Origin of the sequence: Nocardia sp. NPDC004604, from assembly GCF_040609795.1 — a bacterium.
Lineage (GTDB): Bacteria > Actinomycetota > Actinomycetes > Mycobacteriales > Mycobacteriaceae > Nocardia.
The window spans coordinates 23223-43038 of record NZ_JBEXLC010000073.1 but is presented as its reverse complement, the minus strand read 5'-3'; the positions used below and the strand labels follow the sequence as shown (position 1 = coordinate 43038).

Here is a 19816-nt window from a genome sequence, read left to right as displayed (position 1 = left end):
GGCGAATCTGGGCAGGTTGGCGGCGGACGCGCCGCGCCAGCCGTAGATCGACTGCATCGGATCACCAACAGCTGTCACCGCCAGTCGCTGTTCGCCACGACTGCTTGCCCGTTGCTCCGCATCCGACCGATGCCCCCGCATCGGACCGCCGTCACTCCGGCGAACATCGGGGTCGGCCCGGTGGGCGCCGGAGTCGCTTCCGCCAGCGTCGGGCACACTTCGGTGCGAGCCGGAGCCGCCTTCACCAGCGTTGAACTCACCTCTGGTGGAGCCGAAGCCGCCTCCACCAGCATCGAACTCACCCCGGGCGGAACCAGGGCCGCCTCCACCAGCATCGAACTCACCCCGGGCGGAACCAGGGCCGCCGGAGCGAACGTCCCGGTCGATCGGCGCATCTGACAACGAGAGCCGATCAGCCCCGGTGTCAACGGTGGACTGCGATGGGGCGGTGGCCTTTCGCGACCGTTTGGTGTGCGGTTGCGGTGGCGATCCGCCGAACAGTGCTGCGAGCAGGATGCGTTGGGCGTGGCCGGTGTCCTGGTATTCGTCGAGTAGGACCAGACGGAAGCGGGCGCGTTCGGCGGCGGCGACCTCGGGATGTTCGGCGGCGAGGCGGGCGGCCAGCGACATCTGGGCGCCGAAATCCAGTGCGCCGCGGCGGCGCAACGCCTCGGCCAACTGCTTGACCAGGGGTAGCAGCGCAACGCGTTCGCGCTGCACCTGCACGATGTTCTGCAGGGCCTGGCTCGGTCCGCCGCGTTGACGCGGACCCGCGGGCAGGGTGTGCACCAGCTTTTCGAGTTCGGTGTGGGCCTCGGCGAGTTGTTCGGGCTCCACCAGATGTTCGGCGAGTTGACCGGATAGGGCCAGCACCGCCTCGGTGACCGAGACCGGGGTGCGTTCGGTATCGAGGTCACCGTCCCAGTTGCGGACCACCTGGTGCGCGAGTTGCCAGAGCTGGGTTTCGGTCAGCAAGGTCGCCGAGGGTTCCACCGGCAGCAGCAGACCGTGTTGGGTGAGCAGCCGCCCCGCGTACGAGTGATAGGTGCTGATCTCGGGTTCCGCCCCGGAGAGCTGGGCGCGCAGCTCACCGCCGGTGTCGAGTTCGCGCAGCAGCGGGGAACCGGCCAGCCGGGCCAGCCGGGTGCGGATGCGGGAGGTCAACTGCTGGGCGGCTTTTCGGGTGAAGGTCAGACCGAGTACCTCATCGGGCAGCACGAGGCGATTGGCGACCATCCACACCACGCGCGCGGCCATGGTCTCGGTTTTGCCCGCGCCCGCACCGGCCACCACCAAGGTCGGACCCGGTGCGGCCGAGATCACGGCGGCCTGCTCGTCGGTGGGCGGCGGGAGGCCGAGCGCCTCCGCGAGCCGGTTCGGCGAGACGGTACCGCTCATGCCTGCGCCTCGCTGACGCTCAGCTCCGGCATGCGCGACGCGCGCTGGCACATGGTTCGCTCACTGCGTTCGCTCACTCGTCGGTCACCTGCCTTCCGGTGTCCTGGACGGGGCAGCTGCCCGCCACCGAGCAGTGCCTGCAGCCGTCATTGCGCATGGCGAGATAGCTCGGGCCCTGGGTGGCGGCCGCGGCATCGTGAATTGTGCCACGCCATTTCTCGAGCGCCTCGGCATCGAGGGCGGGCTGCATGCGCTGGGTGGCACCCTCCTTGCTGCTCGGTTTGGCAACATAGACCAGCCGCGCGCCACCGGGTTCGGCCGCGGATTCATCGCGCGCAGTGTCGGATTCATCGCGCGCACTGTCGGATTCCACGGCGATGTCGAGCGCGCCAGCGGCGGCGGCCACCTGATAGGTGGCGAGTTGGGCATGGTCGGCGGCGGCCTGCTTGGTGACCGGCGACTTGCCGGTCTTGACATCGACGATGACGAACCGCCCGAAGGCGTCGCGCTCGAGCCGGTCGACCCGGCCCCGGATCCGAACGGCGCGTTCCTCTTCGGTGCGCGGGGGCAGCACACAGTCGACCGGAACCTCGACCCCGGCCTGGGTCAGCTCACCGCGGGTATTGCGCACCCAGGCCATGAATGTCTCCAACATGGCCTCGGTGCGGCGCAGTTCCTGGCGCGAATGCCAGCCGGTGCCGGGATCGATGGCCTCCCAAGCCCGGTCCAATGCCGCGCGGACCTGCGGTTCGGGCACCTTGCCCGCCAGCGCCTGTACGAGGGTGTGCACCAGATTGCCCTTGACGGCGTGCGGGTTGTCACCATCGGTGCCACCGTGTCGTTCCAGCGCCCAGCGCAGCGGGCAGGTGCGCAGCAGCTCGACGGTGGACGGGGACAAGGCGACCGCGGTCTCGTCCTCGTCCCAGAGCGAACGCGATGAGCTGAGATCGGTGGTGCCGTACCACTCGTTCGGATGCGTACCGGGTACGCCCGCATGTGCCAGCCGGGCCAATTGATGCGCGGCGCGGCGCCTGCGCGCCGGATCGGCCTCGGAATCGCAGACCACACCGCGCAATTCGGCCACCAGCGCATGCATGACCAGGGCGCGCCCCGGATCGGCGATCGGTAATGCGCCGGGCTCGCTGTCATCGTCATGGCCGAGGAGTTCGGCGAGGAATCGGGACGGCACCAGATCGCGTTCGCCCGATACCGATTCCACCGCGGTGACCAGCAGTGAGCGCCGGGCCCGGCTGCACGCGACCAGCAGCAGCCTGCGCTCCTCGGCCATGATCGGGGCTGCGCGGCTGACCACATCACCCGCGTCGATAATGCCCGCGGTGAGGTCGACCAGATCCTCGGTCTGCAGCAGGGTGCCGCGCGGGCGCGGATTCGGCCAAATGCCTTCCTGTACCGCAGCCACCGCGACCACGTCCCACTCCCGGCCCGCCGATGCGTGCGCACTGAGCAGCGCGACCGCATCCCCCGGCGCGGTCAGTGCTCTGGTGTCGTGCGGAATCTCTTGCTGTACAAGGTATTCGACGAAGCCCCCAATACTCGCGCGCGGCAGCCGGTCCACATAGGCGGCCGCGGCGTCGAACAATCCGACCGCGGCATCGAGGTCGCGGTCGGCCTGCATGCCCGCTGCGCCGCCGCGCTCGGACTGCGCGACCCAGCGCCGCTCCAGCCGCGATCCGGTCCACAGCGCCCAGAGCACATCCTCCAGACCGGCACCGCGGCGCCGGGTCTTGGCGGCCCGGTCGAGGGCGTCGAAGACCCGCTTCAGCGGTGCGGCCTCGACATCGGTGAGCCGCTGTGTGATTGCGCGGTCCACGCGCCCGACCAGCAGGTCACGCAACACCTCCGCGGAGGATTTGTCGACGTAGGCGCGCCAGGAATCGGCCGGGTCGGATGCGGCCTCGGCTGATCCGGTCTGCCCGCCGATACGTTGCGGCTGCGCGCCGCTCTGATCGGCTCGCCACACAATCCCATCGGCGTCGTCGGAACTCGATTCGGCCTCGCCCGACCCGGCATGTTGCGGCTCCGCGCCACTCTGATCGGCTCGCCACACAATCCCATCGGCGTCGTCGGAACTCGATTCGGCCTCGCCCGACCCGGCATGTTGCGACTGCGCACCACTCTGATCGGCTCGCCGCACGACCCGTTCGGCATCGTCCGTACGCGATTCGGCCGCATTCGGATGGGCGGTCGCACCACCGCTGGGCTCGTCCACGCGGTCCGCGCCGTGCCGGGCCGCTTCGGCATCTCTCCCAGCGGCGCCAGCGTCTTCTGTTGTCGCGCTGTCCGATTCGTACTCATCGGCGTCCGATTCGGGACGCTCGCCCTGCCATTCGGACTCGCGCAGATTCCATTCCGGCTCGATGCCGTACCAATCCGCATCGTCGGCGATCCGTTCGGTTTCGCCGATGCTCCGCTCGGCCGTCGCGATATCGCGTCGGACATCGGTATTGCCGACACCCGCCTCGTCCGGCAGCAGATCCGCCGCACCGGGCAGCAGATCCGCCCCATCAGGCAGGAAATCCGCCTCATCGGGCGGCAGATCCCCACCAACATCCGACGGGAAATCCGCAGCGGTCCAATCGGGTTCACCGTCGGGCACGGAACTCACGCGCCCAAGCGCGGTCTTGATTTCAGTGCGTGCGGCCTCCAGCACACTGCGCCGAATACCGCGACGCAATCGACGCAGGGTGATCTGATCGGCTCCGCCCAATGGTCCGGCCAATAGATCCAACGCGTCCTCCGCCGAGAACATCGCCTCGGCCGAGCGCCGCCGTCCACGACGCTGTGCCTCCTCGGCCAGCACCGACCGCAGCGCGAGCAGCATCCAGGCCGCACCGCGCCGCCGGGCCAATGGCGCGTCGAGCGTGGGCTGCTGCACCGGCACTCCGGCCGCGAGCAGGGCACGGCGCAGCGGTGCCAGCGACAGCGGCACCGAGCGGACGATCACCGCCATCCGCGACCACGCAACACCGTCGGTGAGGTGCGCGCGCCGCAAATGATCGGCGATCAGGGCGGCCTCCTTGGCCGGGGTGGCCAGCACCCGCACCCGCACCTCGGTGCCGTCATCCGTTGGCTCGACCGTATGACCGGGTGCCGAAAAGCGTTGTGGCGCACTGCCGGGCAATTTCGCGGCGATCCGCGCGACGGCCAGTTGTACCTGGCCGCCCGATCGGTGGTTGTCCCGCAGGATGATTCGCTGTCCGTCCGGCGCCGCCAGATCGGCGACGAAGCGCGCGTCGGCACCGCGGAAGGCGAATACCCCCTGATCCGGATCGCCCGCGACGACCGCGGTGTGCGCGGCGGTACCCATCACCTGGACCAGCAGCGCGGCCTGCGGATCCAGATGCTGTGCATCGTCGACCAGCAGGTATCGAATCCGATTTCGTTCGGCCGCAAGCAGATCCGCGTCACCGGCCAGCGCGTCCAAGGCCGCGCCGACGAGTTCGGCCGCATCCAATGCCGGTGCGGTCGCCTCGGGCGCCTCCACCCCGACCGACCAGCGCAGCAGCATCGACTGTTCGTAACGGACCGCGAATTTACCCGCCGCCACCCACTCCGGCCGCCCGTGCTCGCGGCCCAGCCGCACCAGATCCTCGGGTCCGAGTCCGCGTTCGGTGGCCCGCAGCATGAGATCGCGCAACTGTTCGGCGAAGCCACCGAGGCCGAGCGCTGGCTGCAACCTTTCCGGCCAGAGGTTGCCGGCCCCGGCCACGATATCGGTCAGATCGCCGCGCAGCATTTCACGCACGACGGCGTCCTGCTCGGCACCGGTCAGCAAACGCGGCGGCGGATTGCCGTGCGCGCTGGCATGTCTGCGCAAGACCGAGAACGCGTAAGAGTGCAGCGTCCGCACCAGCGGCTCCCTGGTGGCGCCGGGCACACCACCCTCCGCGGTGTCCGGGCCGCTCAGCCGCGCGGTGATCGCGTCGCGCACCGTACTCGCCGCCTGCTTCGAATGGGTCAGCACCAGCACCGATTCCGGATCGGCGCCCGCGGCGATGCGCTCGGCGGCCAGATCGATCAGCAGCGCCGTCTTACCGGTGCCGGGGCCGCCGAGCACCTGCCAGGGCCGCCAGCCCGGTCGAATCGGGCCGACGATGGCGGCGGCGTCGAACAGCGCGCGGACATCGGCACCCCAGACCAGAGTCGGGGGTGCCGCCATATTTCGGCGAACAAGTCGCACCGCGCTATCCGATCGCACCACGCGGGCTATTGCAACAGACACCCCCGACACACCATGCGGCCGATTCACGCGTCGGTGAGGTCGAACACATGCCTCGGTCTGCGATGGGTTTCGATATACGTCAATATGAGTCTTGTGTCGCCTCTTCATGTGTATCGGTACGGCCCCGCGGACGGACCGAAAGTCCTGGCCCTGCATGGTGTGACCGGTCACGGCAAACGCTGGGAGGATCTGGCGACCCGACATCTGCCCGATATCCGGATCATCGCCCCCGACCTGCGCGGACACGGCCGCTCGCCGGCGCTGCCGCCATGGAACTTCGAGGCCATCGTCGAGGATCTGGTCGAACTGCTGACCGCGGAGGCCGACGAGCCGGTGGTGGTGGTCGCGCATTCGTTCGGCGGAGCCTGCGCACTGCACCTGGTCCGCCACCATCCGCACCTGGTTCGCAAACTGATCCTGCTCGATTCGGCCATCGCGCTCGAGCCGGAGCGCCTGATGGATATCGCGCTGTCCAGTCTGGCCTCACCGGACTACGACACCGTCGAGCACGCTCGTCAGGACAAGATCTCCACCGGCTGGGGCGAGGTGGAGCCGCGCCTGCTCGATGCCGAACTCGCCGAACATCTGATGCCGACCGCCGACGGCCGCGTCGGCTGGCGGATCAGCCTGCCCGCCATCAATTCCTATTGGGGCCAGCTGGCCCGGCACTATGTGCTGCCACCCGCCGACCTGCCCACGGTCCTGGTGCAGGCCATGAAGGTGGTACCGCCCTTCGTGACGCCGGAGTTCCGGGCCGCGCTCACCGAGCATCTCGGCGCGAATCTGACCATGCTCGAATGGGACTGCGATCATATGGTCGCCCAGGCCCGACCGGCCGAGACCGCGGCGCTGATCCGATCGGTACTGTGAGTCCGATGGCCACCACCGATGCCGAGGTCGAGCGGGTGCGGGCGCTCGTCGCGACGGTGCCGCCCGGCCGGGTGGTCACCTACGGCGATATCGCCGCGGCCGCCGGATTGTCCACCCCGCGTACGGTCGGCTGGATCATGCGCACCGACTCCGCGGACCTGCCATGGCATCGGGTAATCGGCGCGGGCGGCCGTCCCGCCGCCCATCTGGCCGATCGCCAGCTGCGCCTGCTGGCCGCCGAGGGCGTGCCGATCCGCGACGGTCGAGTGGACCTGCGCACCGCGCGCTTCCCGCTCCCGTAAACGGCTCCGTCGCCGTCGGGCGGCGGTTACCGTTGAGGCATGTCCACCCGCCTGGCGTGTGTCGCATTCGATGCCGACCGGCCCCGGTCCGTCGCGGACTTCTGGGCCGACTTACTGGGCTGGACGGTGACGATCGACCGCCCCGACGCGGTCGACGTGGCGGCGCCCGATCCCGACGGCCTCGACCTGGCCCTGACCTTCCGGCCGGCGACGCGTGCGAAGGGCAGTAAGAACCGCATCCACCTGGATCTCGCCAGTCGCTCAGTCGAGCATCAGCGGGTGCAGGTCGACCGCGCGCTCGCGCTGGGAGCCCGCCACATCGATATCGGCCAGGGCACGGTGCCGTGGGTGGTGCTCGCCGATCCGGAGGGCAACGAATTCTGCGTGCTGGAGCCTCGAGCGGAGTACGTGGACACCGGCGCGGTGGCCGCCATCGTGGTCGACACCAATGACCCGGCGCGGCTGGCCGAGTTCTGGTCCACCGCCTCCGGCTGGCCGGTCGCGCACGGCGGCGCGCAGGTGGCGGGGCTGCGTTCGGCGACCGGGCTCGGCTGCTGGCTGGAATTCATTCGTACGCCCGATATCGAGCGCGGCCGCAATCGAGTCCATCTCGACCTGGCGTTCTTCCCCGCCGATGATCCGGCCGCCGAGCTGGCCCGGCTCCGCGCGGCGGGCGCCACCGAGGTCGGCCCGGACGCCATCGGCAGCGCACCCGGCCTGGCGCTGGCCGATCCGGAGACCAACGAATTCCGGCTGCTCCGGCTGGCCCACGACCATTCGGCGGTGTAGCGGGTGCGACGGCCCGCCGGTCGCCCGCGGCACCCGGCCCTCCCCGGTTCCGTGCCGCCGACGAATTAGCATTTCGGCCATGCTTGCCCACCCGTTGCCCGACCGCCACCCCGCATCGAATCGCGACGCGATGCCACGGGCCATCGCGCCGGGCGCCGACCGGTGATCGCCGCGGATGCGATCGTGCTGGCGGGCGGGCGCGCCAGCCGGATGGGGGGCGTCGACAAACCCGCCATTGTCATCGGCGGTCGGACCATGCTCGATGCGGCGCTGGCGGCGGTGACGACCTGCAGGCAAACCGTTGTCGTCGGACCGCACCGGCCCGAATTGGACGCGGAAATCATTCAGGTGCGGGAGGTGCCGCCGGGCTCGGGTCCGGTCGCCGCGGTGGGGGTCGGGCTGCGCGCGCTCGGTCCCACCGCCGCCCCGCTGGTGGTGGTGCTCGCGGCGGATCTGCCGTTCCTGTCGAAAACGACGGTGCCGGAACTGATTCGGCACGGCACCGAATCCGGTGCGGACGCGGTCTTCGCGGCCGATGAATCCGGACGGCCGCAGTATCTGATCGGTGTATGGCGGCGCACGGCACTCGCGAGCGCGCTGGCGCGGCTGGACTCGCTGATCAATCAGCCGATGAAGGCGTTGATTCCGGCCGATACGGTCACCGTCACCATGGCGGGTATCGCCGATTGCGATACCGAAGAGCAGGTGCGCCGGGCCCGGCTGGCCTTGGATACCGGTGCCACCGAAACCGCCGCGCCGAGTGCTCGTCCCACACCGTCGACCGCCGCCGGTACCGCGCTGCCCCTCGATGAAGCACGGAATATCCTGCGCACCACCGTCTCTCGACTCACCGAATATCGGGCCGAGCTGGGCTCGGTACCCGGTGCCACCCTGGCCGCGGCGCTGACCGCAGTCGGGCCGCTGCCGCGCTTCGACGTCTCGGCAATGGACGGATACTCGGTCTCCGGTGACGGTCCGTGGCGTTTGCGCCGCGATATCGGCTTCGCGGGCGGGCGGCGGCCGGTCGGGTTGCTCTCCGGCGAGGCGGTGCGGATCGCCACCGGCGCCCATGTGCCCGATGGCACCACCCGGGTGCTTCGTGACGAATTCGCGCGCATCGACGAGGACGACATACTGCACCGACTACCGGATTCCCCGCTGCGCGAGGATATCCGCCGCCGTGGCGAGGACCGCGATCGCGGCGATCTGGTCGCCCCCGAGGGCACCGCCGTCACCGCGGCCCTGATCTCCGCCGCGGCCAGTGTCGAAGTGACCGAGGCGGCCGTGCGCGGTCCGGTCCGGGCCAGGATCATCATGACCGGCGACGAGATCCGCAGCACCGGCCCGCTGCAGACCGGCCAGACCCGCGACTCGATCGGGCTCATTCTGCCGAAGGTGCTGTCCTGGTACGGAGTTCACACCATCGATCGGGTGCACCTGCGCGATACTCCGCGCGGCTTCGACGAGGTGCTCGGCGCCGCCGACGATTGCGATCTGCTGGTGATCGTCGGCGCCACCGGCGGTGGGGCGGCCGATCAGTTGCGCGGCGCCATCGCGCGTGCCCAGGCTCGAATCCTGGTGCACCGCTTGGCCATCCGTCCCGGCGGATCCACCGTCGTCGCCGAACTGGCTACCGGCACAACCGTTCTCGGTCTGCCCGGCAACCCCTTCGCGGCGCTGGCCACGCTCATGGCCCTGTCCCCCGCCCTCGTCGAAGGCCGGACCGGCGGCCATCCGCTGCGCCCGCTGGTCGGGCCGCTGCACAATGCGAGCGCGATCTCCGGACCCGTCACCCGCATCGTCCCGGCCCGCATCGCCCCCTACGGCGGCTGGCTGGGCGATCCCCAGGTCCGCACCACCCATCTGGGCGGGCTCGTCGACCGTGACGGACTGGTCATCGTCGCGGCCCAGGCCACCGACGACGACCCGGTCGAATTCCTCCCACTGCGGATGTAAAGAATCGACATTCTTCTTCCACTGCTGATGTCCGCTCGCTATTGTGGCGTTGTTAGGCGAATCCAAATCACTTCGGAAAGGACCGAGTGGAGATGGCTGAAAAGTCGAAGAAGACGCCTAAGAAAATGCCCAAGCAGATGGAGCGGCAGCAGCAACAGCAGCGCCAGGAGGGCATGAACCGATCCGGCTCGATGAGCGATCGCGACCGGATGGAACAGCAGCGTCAGGACCAGGGTTCGGAACGGCGCGGCTCTGAGCAGCGCCGACCCGGACAGCACTGATCCGAAACGGGCCGCCGGATCCCGCTTGGACCGGCGGCCCGTTTGCGCGCACCCCGGCTCCGCTCCGGTTCTTCCCGGCTCCGGACGCTAATTACGGCACGGTATTTCAGCCGCTCACCCCATAAACGTCCCACGTATTCTCGCGAATGCACTGCGCGCGGTTCGAATTAAGCACGGTCACGCGCCAGAGCCGCTTTTCGCCGCCGAAAATACGAAATGCATTGCGGGCCGCCGTGTGGGAATTGCGCGCCGAAGCACAGTAGCTCCGGGCATCAGCGGCGGGCCGGATCGGGAGCGGGGACGGCATCGTTATGAAGGTTTCTCCGGTGCTCGCACGACCGCCGATTCCACCCCTGCGTGGACCTATCCGCCGACCGCACGGCGGGGCGCACCGAATGTCGTTGTGGTGCCAATCGATGGTATGAGCTACAGCGATATCGGCCCATTCGGCTCCGAGATCGAGGCGCCGACGCTGGATCGCCTGGCCGCCACCAGCCTTCGGCTCACCAACTACCACACCACCCCGCTGCGCTCACCATCGCGCGCGTCGCTTTGACCGGAATCACTACCCACCGTGCAGGTTTCGGCTTTCTCGCGAATGCCGACCCCGGATATCCCGGTCTGCGACTCGAACTCGCCGACGATGTGCTGACGCCGCCGCAAGTCCTGCGCGACAACGGCTATGCCACCTATGCGGTCGGCAAATGGCATCTGGTCCGAGATGCCGCTGTGGATCCGGCGGCGCACCGGGATTCGTGGCCCACCCAACGCGGCTTCGACCGCTACTACGGGATGCGTCCGATTACGACGGTCGGGTGAGTGCACGTGCGGTCGAGTGGACCGCCGCCAGTGATGCGGGGAGCAGGACGGCAGCGCCGAGCCAGGTGCGCGCATCGTTCCTGCGGACTCCCTGTCTGCCCAGTTCCCGCCAGGCCCACAGGGAGTACGGGATGACCACGGTCGGCGCGGTTGCCACGCCCGGCGTGTAACCGCGGTGCGCGGCACTGAGGGCGAGATGGCCGAATCCGTGCACGCCGAAGCCGACGAGGGTGGATTGGAAGAAGCGGGAACGGCCGCCGGTCGCGGCGCCTCGCGCCGCTGCGGCCAGCACGAACGCACCCATCAGCGAGATCGCGACGTGCGACTGGGCAGACGTGACCGGCTCCCGCAGCCACACCGGGCCGAGTTGTCGCTTTCCCGTTCTGGCCGCGTTCTGCTGCGACCACGGTGCCATCGTGAACCATTCCTCGGTGTCATTGGCCAGCCAAGCGAGGAACAATCCCCACGTCACAGCTTTGCGCATGGTAACTACCTCCAGCAATAGATCGTCACGGTCGTTGGTGTCGGCGCTCGCTAACCGACCAACCGTCTGAGATTGCGTCGTACTCGCGGCATCGTTGCGGCCATCGGTGATGGGTGAATTGCGCGGCTCATCAGAGCTGCCCTTCCGACCCATGAATGCAACGCAACGTTGCGTTGTAAATATAGCTCGGCAGGCATAGCAACGCAACGTTGCGTTGTAGAGTGATGGGGTGGATATCGACAAGAGGCCCACCATCGGGCCGCGCAAGGCAGAGGAGATCTTCGCGGCGACACTGAAACTGTTGACCGAGAAGGGGTACGACAGCCTGACCATCGAGTCGGTCGCGGCCGAGTCGGGCGTCAACAAGACGACCATCTACCGCTGGTGGCCTTCCAAAGACGCGCTTCTGGCCGCCACCCTCGTCGCCGCCCAACCGCTCACCTTCGCCGTGCCGGACACCGGCAGCCTGCGTGGCGACCTCCTCGGGCTGGCACGCAGCATTGCCGAACTGCTCACCGCCGACCGCACTGCCCCGATCATCGCGCCCGTCTTCGCTGCCGCGCCGCGGCGGCCAGAACTCGGCCAGGTCGCCCGGGCGTTCTTCGCCGACCGACTCGCCCGTGAACAACCCATCTTCCAGCGCGCCATCGAGCGAGGCGAGCTGCCGCCCACCGCGGACCCCAAGACGATCATGGATATGCTGGCCGGCTCGATCTGGTTCCGCGTACTGCTGCGGGGCGAGGCCGTTACACCGGAACACCTCGACCACACCGTCGACATGGTGCTGCACGGAGCCGTCGCGGACGCATAAGTTCCGGCACCGCTGTCGACGCGCCGAAATGGCAGCTGTTCGATGTGCGAGACGGTCGAGCGCGAGGCGGAGTTCGCTGCGGAATGATGCCGGGAGCCCGTCGGCCGGATTTCCGCCGCCACCGGCGGTCCGATACCGTTGACCAGGGGCAACACCCCCACTCCGCGATACCGAAGGATGGGCCTGATGGACGACAGTTCCCTGATCTGGGACGACGGTGCGCTGGTCACCATCGACCAGCGTGAACTGCCGCACGAGGTGCGCGAGCTGCGGTTGACCACCGTCGACGAGGTCATCGACGCGATCAAGACGCTGGCCATCCGCGGCGCGCCCGCCATCGGCATCGCCGGTGCGTTCGGTGTGGTCATCGCCACCGCCGCGCATACGACCGACGGCGTCGTCGAGGTGGCGCGGGCCGAGGCCGATGCCGCGCGGATCGCCGATGCCAGGCCCACCGCGGTCAATCTCGCCTGGGCGGTGCGGCGGGTGGTGCCCAAGGTGCCACTCGGCGCGGACGCGGTACTCGCCGAAACCCTGGACATGCTGGCCGAGGACGGTCGGGTCAATCGGGCCGCCGCCACCCATGCCGCCGATCTCGTCCAACGGCTGTGCCCGGACCGGCCGCTGCGGGTGCTCACCCACTGCAATACCGGGCGACTGGCGACCAGCGCCTTCGGCACCGCGATCGGGGCGATGCGGGTGCTGTCCGAACGCGGTGCGATCGAGAACGTCCTGGTCGACGAGACCCGCCCGCTCTTACAGGGCGCGCGGCTGACGGCCTGGGAGCTGGCCGAAGCGGGCATACCGTATCGGCTCACCATCGATTCGGCCGCCGCGTGGGCGATGGCGACCGGTCAGGTCGACTGTGTGCTGGTCGGCGCGGACCGGGTGACCGCCAATGGCGATGTCGCGAACAAGATCGGCACCTATGGGCTCGCGATCGCGGCCCGCCACCACGGCATTCCGTTCATCGTGGTGGCGCCGGAGTCCACGCGCGATCCGAAGACCGCGACCGGCGCCGAGATCGTCGTCGAGCAGCGGGCCGCGGCAGAGGTGACCGGATTCGGGGGCGTCGCAACGGCTCCCACCGATACCGAAGCTTTCAATCCGGCCTTCGATGTGACGCCAGCGGAGTTGGTGACCGCGGTCGTCACCGAACTCGGTATCGTGCACGGCGCGAATGCCGAACCGGCCGAAGACGATCCGGGTGCGGCCATTGCCGATATCGCCCGCGAGCTGTACGGCCGCGGCTGGATGCCGGGCACGGCAGGCAATATCTCGGTGCGCACCGGCAATACCGCGGTCATCACCGGCAGTGGTCTGTCGAAGGGCGAACTGACCGCAGGTGACATGGTGAACGTCCGCATCGCGGACTCCGCGCCGGTGTCGGACCAGCGGCGCAAACCCTCGGCGGAGACCACAATTCACACGGCGGTGTACCGAACCACTGACGCCACGGCTGTCGTACACATCCATCCGCCGTACGCGACGACCGCCGCTACCCGCTCGGGCTCGCCCGATGCGGTGACCACCATGCGCATCGCCGACTACGAACTCATCAAGGGCCTGGTGGCCGAGCGGCCGGACGGCACCTATCCGACCGTCCTGGACCTGCCCGTCTTCCCGAACTGGCCCGACGTCGCGCGCATCGGCACCGATATCGAGCGATATCTGCGCGAAAACCCCACCGCGGCACCGGTATTGGCCATCGCGGGGCACGGGATCACCACCTGGGGGGACAATCTCTCCCAGGCACGCGACCGTGCCGAATGCCTCGAAGCCCTGTGCGAGCTGGTGGCCCGCACCGGCCGTCGACAGGCCTTCACCGCTAACGACTGCCTGTAGGTCGCTCGAAACGACCAGCACGCAATCCGAACGAGATCCTCGAGATTGGACTGACATCATGACGTTGCTGCAGGTTATGGCCGCCGACAATGCCGACAAGATCCTGCTGCGCACCACCGACGATGCGGTGATCGCCGCCGAATTGGCTGCCCGGGGAATCACTTTCGACCGCTGGCCGGTGCTGGACAACGCCACCGAAACAGCATCGGAGCAGCTGCTGGCCGAATATGACGACCGGGTGGCCGAACTCAATGCCTCCGGCCGCTACCAGCATATTGATATCGCCCGGATCCACCCCGACGACGCGAATCCGGAGTGGCCGCAGATCGCCAAGGGCGCTCGGGAGAAGTTCCTCAATGAGCATCGGCACGCCGAGGACGAGGTGCGCTTCTTCGCGGCCGGACGCGGCTGCTTCTACCTGCATCTCGGCGACGAGGTGGTGGCGGCGGTCTGCGAAGGCGGCGACCTGCTCTCGGTGCCGGCGGGCACGCTGCACTGGTTCGATATGGGCACCCGCCCCGACTTCATCGCCATCCGATTCTTCGAGGAGGCCGACGGCTGGGTCGGCGACTTCACCGGCGACCCCATCAGCGCGGGTTTCCCGACCCTCGACCAACTGCTGACCGCCTCGTGATCGCCGCCGTCGTCGTCGATATCGAGGGCACCACCAGCCCGACCAGCTCGGTGCGCGAGGACCTGTACGGCTACACCCGTGCGCGGCTGCCCGAGTGGCTGGCCGAAAACCGCACGGCCGCGGCCGCTCCCATTATCGCGGCCACCCGCGAACTCGCCGAACGCCCCGATGCCGATACCGACGGGGTGGCCGCGATCCTGCGCGACTGGCTCGGCTCGGACGTGAAGGCCGAACCGCTCAAGGCCGCGCAGGGCATCATCTGCGCCGAGGGCTTCCGCAATGGCGCGCTGCACGGCGAATTCTTCCCGGATGTCGCGCCCGCCCTCGCCGCCTGGCACACCGCTGGCCTGGCGCTCTACGTCTATTCCTCGGGATCGGTACGCAACCAACAGGATTGGTTCACGTTCGCCCGCGGCGGCGAGCTGGCATCGCTCATCAGCGGCTATTTCGACCTGTCCAGCGCGGGGCCGAAACGCGAAGCCGCGTCGTATGCGAAGATCGCGAGCGCCATCGGCACATCCGCCGACCGCATCCTGTTCCTGTCCGACCATCCGGACGAACTCGACGCGGCGGTCGCCGCGGGCTGGTCGGTGACCGGCGTCCATCGTCCCGGCGAGCCGAATCCCGCACGGCCCCCGCATCATTGGATCGCCTCGTTCGCCGAACTGACCCTGCCCTGAGGTATTCGCCTGCCGCGCTGGAACTTTGACGGCGGCTAGCTGGCCGCGGCTACCGCCTTCCGGATCCGCCGGGACCGAGTGTCCGGCCGCTTCGCCGCGACGACACCGTTGACGAGTTCGCGGCGCGCCGTGAACGACAGTGCGTCGAATGCCGCGCGCACCCCGGCGACCGCCAGTGCGGCGGCCAGGTCGGCAGGGACTTCGACCGTGCGCTCGGCGTCGTCGCGCTCCACGGTGACCTCGACCGTATCGCCGGGCTGCCTACCCAGTTCGGTGCGGATCGCTTTGCGCATGCCGAGGCACGGCCGCGCACCCATGGACGTGATGGATCCGGTGTAGGCGATACCGTCGAAACTGGCGCGGACCGGTATCCGGCCGCCGCCCCCGAGCGCCGCGATGACCTCGGCGGGCACCGCGACGTAGGCACCGCCTCTGGCGGCGGACTCGATGGTCGCTTCGAATCGCTGCATGCGCCGAAGAATAATCCGCGCATGCGGTAATCACCGAAACTATCGGCAAATTGGCAGCGAATAGCGAATCGGGTCGTGAAAATGGTGCGCGCGGGGCCGTTCGACCGCTCCGCGCGGATCCGAAATGGGCCGCAGCAGGTGTCTCGGAGTGTGTTAACAAATGTAAACCACCTGAGAACCCGCGGTTTCCAAAGCATCACCGGCAAGTCCCCGAAACACCTGCCGCAAGCCGTGTTTCGGCCGGTCAGGGCGAATCCGCGCAGGTCACCTCGATGCTGTCGGTGTTCGGGGGCAATCGCGCGGTGACCGTCACGTTGCGCCGACCTCACAACTCACCACCGGCCAGCGCGCGCTGTGAGAGATTCGTTTGGACGTGCGTCGTGACCTCCTTACAGTCGGTGCATCAGCCCGATTTCACAGCTCGAAGGGGACGTCGTGGTTAATTCGCGCATTCCGGCTTCCGCGTCCTCCGATTCGGCCGATCGGCAATCCAGCGACGCGAGTGACGCACTGCTGCGTCTCGGCAAATATTTCCACCGGGGCGAGGTGTCGGCCGATCGGCGCAGCCTGCATCAGGTCGGCGGGCGCAGCGCCGACGAGTTCTACCGCGACCGTTGGTCACACGACAAGGTGGTGCGCTCCACGCACGGGGTGAACTGCACCGGATCCTGCTCCTGGAAGATCTACGTCAAGGACGGCGTGATCACCTGGGAGTCGCAGCAGACGGACTATCCGTCGGTCGGTGCGGACAAACCCGAGTACGAACCGCGCGGCTGCCCGCGTGGCGCGTCGTTCTCCTGGTACACCTATTCGCCCGCACGCGTGCGCTATCCGTATGTGCGCGGTGTCCTGCTCGAGCTGTACCGGGAGGCCAAGGAACGGCTCAGGGATCCGGTGCTGGCCTGGGCAGCGATCGTCGAGGATCCGGAAAAGGCCCAGCGCTACAAGTCCGCTCGCGGCAAGGGCGGATTCGTCCGCGCGGAGTGGTGGGAGGCCGCCGAGATCGCCGCTGCGGCGCATGTGCACACGATCAAGAAGTACGGACCCGATCGTGTTGCCGGGTTCTCCCCCATTCCGGCCATGTCGATGGTCAGCCATGCCGTTGGCGCCCGGTTCATTTCGATGCTCGGCGGCTCGATGCTCTCGTTCTACGACTGGTACGCCGACCTGCCGGTGGCCTCCCCGCAGGTCTTCGGCGATCAGACCGATGTGCCGGAATCGGCCGACTGGTTCGACGCGGGCTACCTGATCATGTGGGGATCGAATGTCCCGGTGACCCGGACCCCGGATGCGCACTATATGACCGAGGCCCGCTACCGCGGTCAGAAGGTCGTCGTGGTCTCGCCCGACTACGCGGACAACACCAAATTCGCCGATGAATGGGTGCCTGCACGGCCGGGAACCGATGCAGCCCTTGCCATGTCGATGGGTCATGTGGTCCTGAAGGAATTCTTCGTCGACCGCGCAACGCCCCGGTTCCTCGACTACGTCAAGCGCTACACCGATCTGCCCTTCCTGGTCTGCCTCGACGATCCGCAGGGCTGGGACGCCGACGGCCAGTACCACCACGATGGTGCGCTGCCCGGCAAATTCCTCACCGCCGCCGACATCGGCCACACCGACGAGACCGCCGAGCACAAGATGGTGCTGCTCGACGCCGAGGGTAATCCGGTGGTGCCCAATGGTTCGCTCGGACACCGCTTCACCGCGGGCGACGCGGGGAAGTGGAATCTGGATCTCGAAGGCGTCGATCCGCTGCTGACCCTGCACGACCGGGCCGACCAGCGCCCGGTCGCGGTGCAGCTGCCGCGTTTCGACACCGATACCGCAGGCGTGGTGGTGCGCGGCGTACCGACGATCACCGTCGCGGGCAAGCGGGTCACCACGGTCTTCGATCTGCTGCTCGCGCAGTACGGTGTGGGGCGCGACGGACTGCCGGGCACCTGGCCGACGGGCTACGACGACGCGTCCGAGCCCTACACCCCGGCCTGGCAGGAGGCCATTACCGGCGTACCCGCCGCACAGGCTCAGCGCATTGCCCGCGAATTCGCCGATAACGCCGATAAATCCGGCGGCCGGTCGATGATCCTGATGGGTGCCGGCACCAACCACTGGTTCCACTCCGACCAGATCTACCGCGCCTTCTTCACCCTGACCCTGCTCACCGGCTGCCAGGGCGTCAATGGCGGCGGCTGGGCACATTACGTCGGCCAGGAGAAATGCCGCCCGGTAACCGGTTGGGCGACACTGGCCTTCGGGCTGGACTGGCAGCGACCGCCGCGCCAGATGCAGGGCACGGTGTTCTGGTACCTCAGCAATGACCAGTGGCGCTACGATCCGTTCACCGCACAGTCGTTCGCCTCCCCGCTGGGCCGTGGCAAATTCGCGGGGCGCACCGCCGCCGACAATATCGCGCTGGCCAGTCGCCTCGGCTGGATGCCGAGTTATCCGACATTCGACCGCAATCCGCTGGATCTGGTGGACGAGGCCGAGGCGGCGGGCAAGACCGCGCCCGAACATGTGGTGGACGGGCTCAAGTCCGGTGACCTGCGCTTCGCCTGTGAGGATCCGGATGCGCCGGAGAACTTTCCGCGCTGCCTGACCGTATGGCGGGCGAATCTGCTCGGGTCCTCCGGGAAGGGCAACGAATACTTCCACAAGCATCTGCTCGGCGCGGATTCCAATCTGCAGACCACCGATGCCGAGGGGGTGCGCCCGCAGGAGCTGGTCTGGCGCGCGGAGGCGCCGACCGGAAAGCTGGATCTGCTACTGTCACTGGACTTCCGGATGACCAGCACCACACTGTTCTCCGATATCGTGCTGCCCGCCGCCACCTGGTACGAGAAACACGACCTGTCCTCCACCGATATGCACCCGTTCGTGCACGCCTTCTCCCCCGCCATCTCCCCGCCATGGGAGGCCAAGACGGATTTCGAGGCGTTCCACCGGATCGCGCGCGGATTCTCCTGGATGGCCGAGAAGCACCTCGGCAAGCGCAAGGACATTGTCGCGGTTCCGCTGCAGCACGATTCGCCGGATGCCCTGGCACAGGCGGGTGGACGCGTACTCGACTGGAAAACCGGTGAATGCGAACCGATTCCGGGCAGGACGATGCCGAAGTTGGTGGTGGTCGAGCGGGACTACCCCAAGCTCGCGGAGAAGATGGCCGCGCTCGGACCGCTGATCGATACGCTCGGCGTCACCACCAAGGGCGTCACCACCCATCCGGACGAAGAGGTGGCCTACCTCGCCGGTGTGAACGGCACCGTGGTTTCCGGTGTGGCCCAGGGGCGTCCGTCGCTGGCCAAGGACACCCACGCGGCCGAGGCGATCCTGGCGCTCTCGGGCACCACCAATGGCAGGCTCGCGGTCGAAGGGTTCCAGGCGCTGGAGCGGCGCACCGGAACCCAGCTCGCCGATCTCGCCGCCGAACACGAGGGCAAGCGAATCACCTTCGCCGACACCCAATCCCGGCCGGTTCCGGTGATCACCTCGCCGGAGTGGTCGGGTAGCGAGACCGGCGGACGGCGGTACTCGCCGTTCACCATCAATACCGAACGACTCAAGCCCTGGCACACCCTGACCGGGCGCCAGCACTTCTACCTCGACCACGACTGGATGGCCGAACTCGGAGAGCAGCTGCCGATCTTCCGGCCGCCGCTCGATATGACTGCGCTGTTCAGTGAGCCGGGGGTGGGGTCCGTCGGTGACAATGGCGTCACCGTTCGGTACCTCACACCGCATTCGAAGTGGTCGATCCACTCGGCGTACCAGGACAACCTGCACATGCTGACGCTCTCGCGCGGCGGGCAGTCGATCTGGCTGTCGGATAGGGACGCCGCGAAGATCGGTGTGGCGGACAACGATTGGATCGAGGCGGTCAACCGCAACGGTGTGGTCGTCGCGCGGGCGATCGTCAGCCACCGGATGCCCGAGGGCACGGTATTCATGTACCACGCCCAGGACCGGGCGGTGGACGTGCCGCGCATCGAGGGACTGCCGACTTCGAACGGCAACGGAAACGGATTCGACTGGGCCGCACCGGATCAGCAGCCAGGTAAGGGTAAGCGCGGCGGCATCCACAACGCACTCACCCGCATCATGATCAAGCCATCGCATCTCATCGGCGGTTATGCGCAGCAGTCCTTCGCACTGAACTACCACGGGCCCACCGGAAATCAGCGCGACGAGGTCACTACCATTCGTCGCCGCTCGCAGGAAGTGGAGTACTGAC

At 68.1% G+C, this 19816-nt stretch carries 14 protein-coding genes and 1 pseudogene; 11 read left to right on the top strand and 4 right to left on the bottom strand.

Annotation, left to right across the window (positions count from 1 at the left end; translation table 11 throughout):
* Together ABZW16_RS25250 and ABZW16_RS25245 are read right to left on the bottom strand one after the other, a co-directional pair.
* The coding region (locus tag ABZW16_RS25250; protein ID WP_354958483.1) for an ATP-dependent helicase at positions 1-1398 on the bottom strand (1398 nt) is incomplete at its 3' end.
* A 73-nt stretch (positions 1399-1471) separates the two neighbouring features.
* Positions 1472-5578 (bottom strand): PD-(D/E)XK nuclease family protein, encoded by a 4107-nt coding sequence (locus ABZW16_RS25245; RefSeq protein WP_354958484.1) that lies wholly within the window; start codon positions 5576-5578, stop codon positions 1472-1474.
* A 147-nt stretch (positions 5579-5725) separates the two neighbouring features.
* On the opposite strand from ABZW16_RS25245, the gene ABZW16_RS25240 reads away from it, so the two are divergent.
* From ABZW16_RS25240 to ABZW16_RS25215, 6 genes and pseudogenes are all read left to right on the top strand, one after another.
* Complete coding sequence (locus ABZW16_RS25240; protein WP_354958481.1) at positions 5726-6511, top strand: alpha/beta fold hydrolase; 786 nt, start codon at positions 5726-5728, stop codon at positions 6509-6511.
* A gap of 5 nt (positions 6512-6516) precedes the next feature.
* Positions 6517-6813 (top strand): MGMT family protein, encoded by a 297-nt coding sequence (locus ABZW16_RS25235; protein ID WP_354958480.1) that lies wholly within the window; start codon positions 6517-6519, stop codon positions 6811-6813.
* 39 nt (positions 6814-6852) lie between these two features.
* The gene (locus tag ABZW16_RS25230; RefSeq protein WP_354958479.1) at positions 6853-7602 is read left to right on the top strand and encodes a VOC family protein; all 750 of its coding nucleotides are present in this window, start codon (positions 6853-6855) and stop codon (positions 7600-7602) included.
* Between the two features lie 162 nt (positions 7603-7764).
* Positions 7765-9558: an NTP transferase domain-containing protein gene (locus ABZW16_RS25225; RefSeq protein WP_354958478.1), complete on the top strand. Its 1794-nt coding sequence runs from the start codon at positions 7765-7767 to the stop codon at positions 9556-9558.
* A 92-nt stretch (positions 9559-9650) separates the two neighbouring features.
* Entirely contained in the window at positions 9651-9839 is a 189-nt protein-coding gene (locus tag ABZW16_RS25220) for a hypothetical protein (protein WP_354958477.1), read from the top strand.
* 421 nt (positions 9840-10260) lie between these two features.
* Positions 10261-10631, top strand: a pseudogene (locus ABZW16_RS25215) (sulfatase-like hydrolase/transferase); the annotation flags it as partial.
* Between the two features lie 10 nt (positions 10632-10641).
* Here ABZW16_RS25215 and ABZW16_RS25210 read toward each other — a convergent pair.
* The gene (locus tag ABZW16_RS25210) at positions 10642-11142 is read right to left on the bottom strand and encodes an HXXEE domain-containing protein (protein ID WP_354958476.1); all 501 of its coding nucleotides are present in this window, start codon (positions 11140-11142) and stop codon (positions 10642-10644) included.
* A gap of 229 nt (positions 11143-11371) precedes the next feature.
* Between ABZW16_RS25210 and ABZW16_RS25205 the strand changes: the two genes are divergently transcribed.
* The 4 genes from ABZW16_RS25205 to mtnC all read left to right on the top strand — a co-directional run bounded on the left by ABZW16_RS25205 (position 11372) and on the right by mtnC (position 15112).
* Positions 11372-11953, top strand: a complete 582-nt coding sequence (locus ABZW16_RS25205; RefSeq protein ID WP_354958474.1) for a TetR/AcrR family transcriptional regulator — start codon at positions 11372-11374, stop codon at positions 11951-11953.
* Positions 11954-12139: 186 nt separating this feature from the next.
* Complete coding sequence (gene mtnA / locus ABZW16_RS25200; protein ID WP_354958472.1) at positions 12140-13798, top strand: S-methyl-5-thioribose-1-phosphate isomerase; 1659 nt, start codon at positions 12140-12142, stop codon at positions 13796-13798.
* A 58-nt stretch (positions 13799-13856) separates the two neighbouring features.
* Positions 13857-14432, top strand: coding sequence for a cupin (locus tag ABZW16_RS25195; RefSeq protein ID WP_354958471.1), 576 nt, complete (start codon positions 13857-13859; stop codon positions 14430-14432).
* The gene (gene mtnC, locus ABZW16_RS25190) at positions 14429-15112 is read left to right on the top strand and encodes an acireductone synthase (protein ID WP_354958470.1); all 684 of its coding nucleotides are present in this window, start codon (positions 14429-14431) and stop codon (positions 15110-15112) included. The genes ABZW16_RS25195 and mtnC overlap by 4 nt, the downstream gene beginning before the upstream one ends.
* Before the next feature lie 35 nt (positions 15113-15147).
* Here the strand turns inward: mtnC and ABZW16_RS25185 are convergent, their stop codons facing one another.
* Positions 15148-15582: a YdeI/OmpD-associated family protein gene (locus ABZW16_RS25185; RefSeq protein WP_354958468.1), complete on the bottom strand. Its 435-nt coding sequence runs from the start codon at positions 15580-15582 to the stop codon at positions 15148-15150.
* Between the two features lie 435 nt (positions 15583-16017).
* Here ABZW16_RS25185 and ABZW16_RS25180 point away from each other — a divergent pair, with 435 nt between their 5' ends.
* On the top strand, positions 16018-19815 hold the full coding sequence (locus ABZW16_RS25180) for a nitrate reductase subunit alpha (protein WP_354958467.1): 3798 nt from the start codon (positions 16018-16020) through the stop codon (positions 19813-19815).
* Position 19816 lies beyond the last annotated feature (1 nt).

What these genes read in the sequence shown, in the direction of transcription:
- ABZW16_RS25245 (WP_354958484.1), bottom strand. Translation starts at nt 5,578, where the DNA reads ATGGCGGCACCCCCGACTCTGGTCTGGGGTGCCGATGTCCGCGCGCTG.
- ABZW16_RS25240 (WP_354958481.1), top strand. Translation starts at nt 5,726, where the DNA reads ATGAGTCTTGTGTCGCCTCTTCATGTGTATCGGTACGGCCCCGCGGAC.
- ABZW16_RS25235 (WP_354958480.1), top strand. Translation starts at nt 6,517, where the DNA reads ATGGCCACCACCGATGCCGAGGTCGAGCGGGTGCGGGCGCTCGTCGCG.
- ABZW16_RS25230 (WP_354958479.1), top strand. Translation starts at nt 6,853, where the DNA reads ATGTCCACCCGCCTGGCGTGTGTCGCATTCGATGCCGACCGGCCCCGG.
- ABZW16_RS25220 (WP_354958477.1), top strand. Translation starts at nt 9,651, where the DNA reads ATGGCTGAAAAGTCGAAGAAGACGCCTAAGAAAATGCCCAAGCAGATG.
- ABZW16_RS25210 (WP_354958476.1), bottom strand. Translation starts at nt 11,142, where the DNA reads ATGCGCAAAGCTGTGACGTGGGGATTGTTCCTCGCTTGGCTGGCCAAT.
- mtnA (WP_354958472.1), top strand. Translation starts at nt 12,140, where the DNA reads ATGGACGACAGTTCCCTGATCTGGGACGACGGTGCGCTGGTCACCATC.
- ABZW16_RS25195 (WP_354958471.1), top strand. Translation starts at nt 13,857, where the DNA reads ATGACGTTGCTGCAGGTTATGGCCGCCGACAATGCCGACAAGATCCTG.
- ABZW16_RS25185 (WP_354958468.1), bottom strand. Translation starts at nt 15,582, where the DNA reads ATGCAGCGATTCGAAGCGACCATCGAGTCCGCCGCCAGAGGCGGTGCC.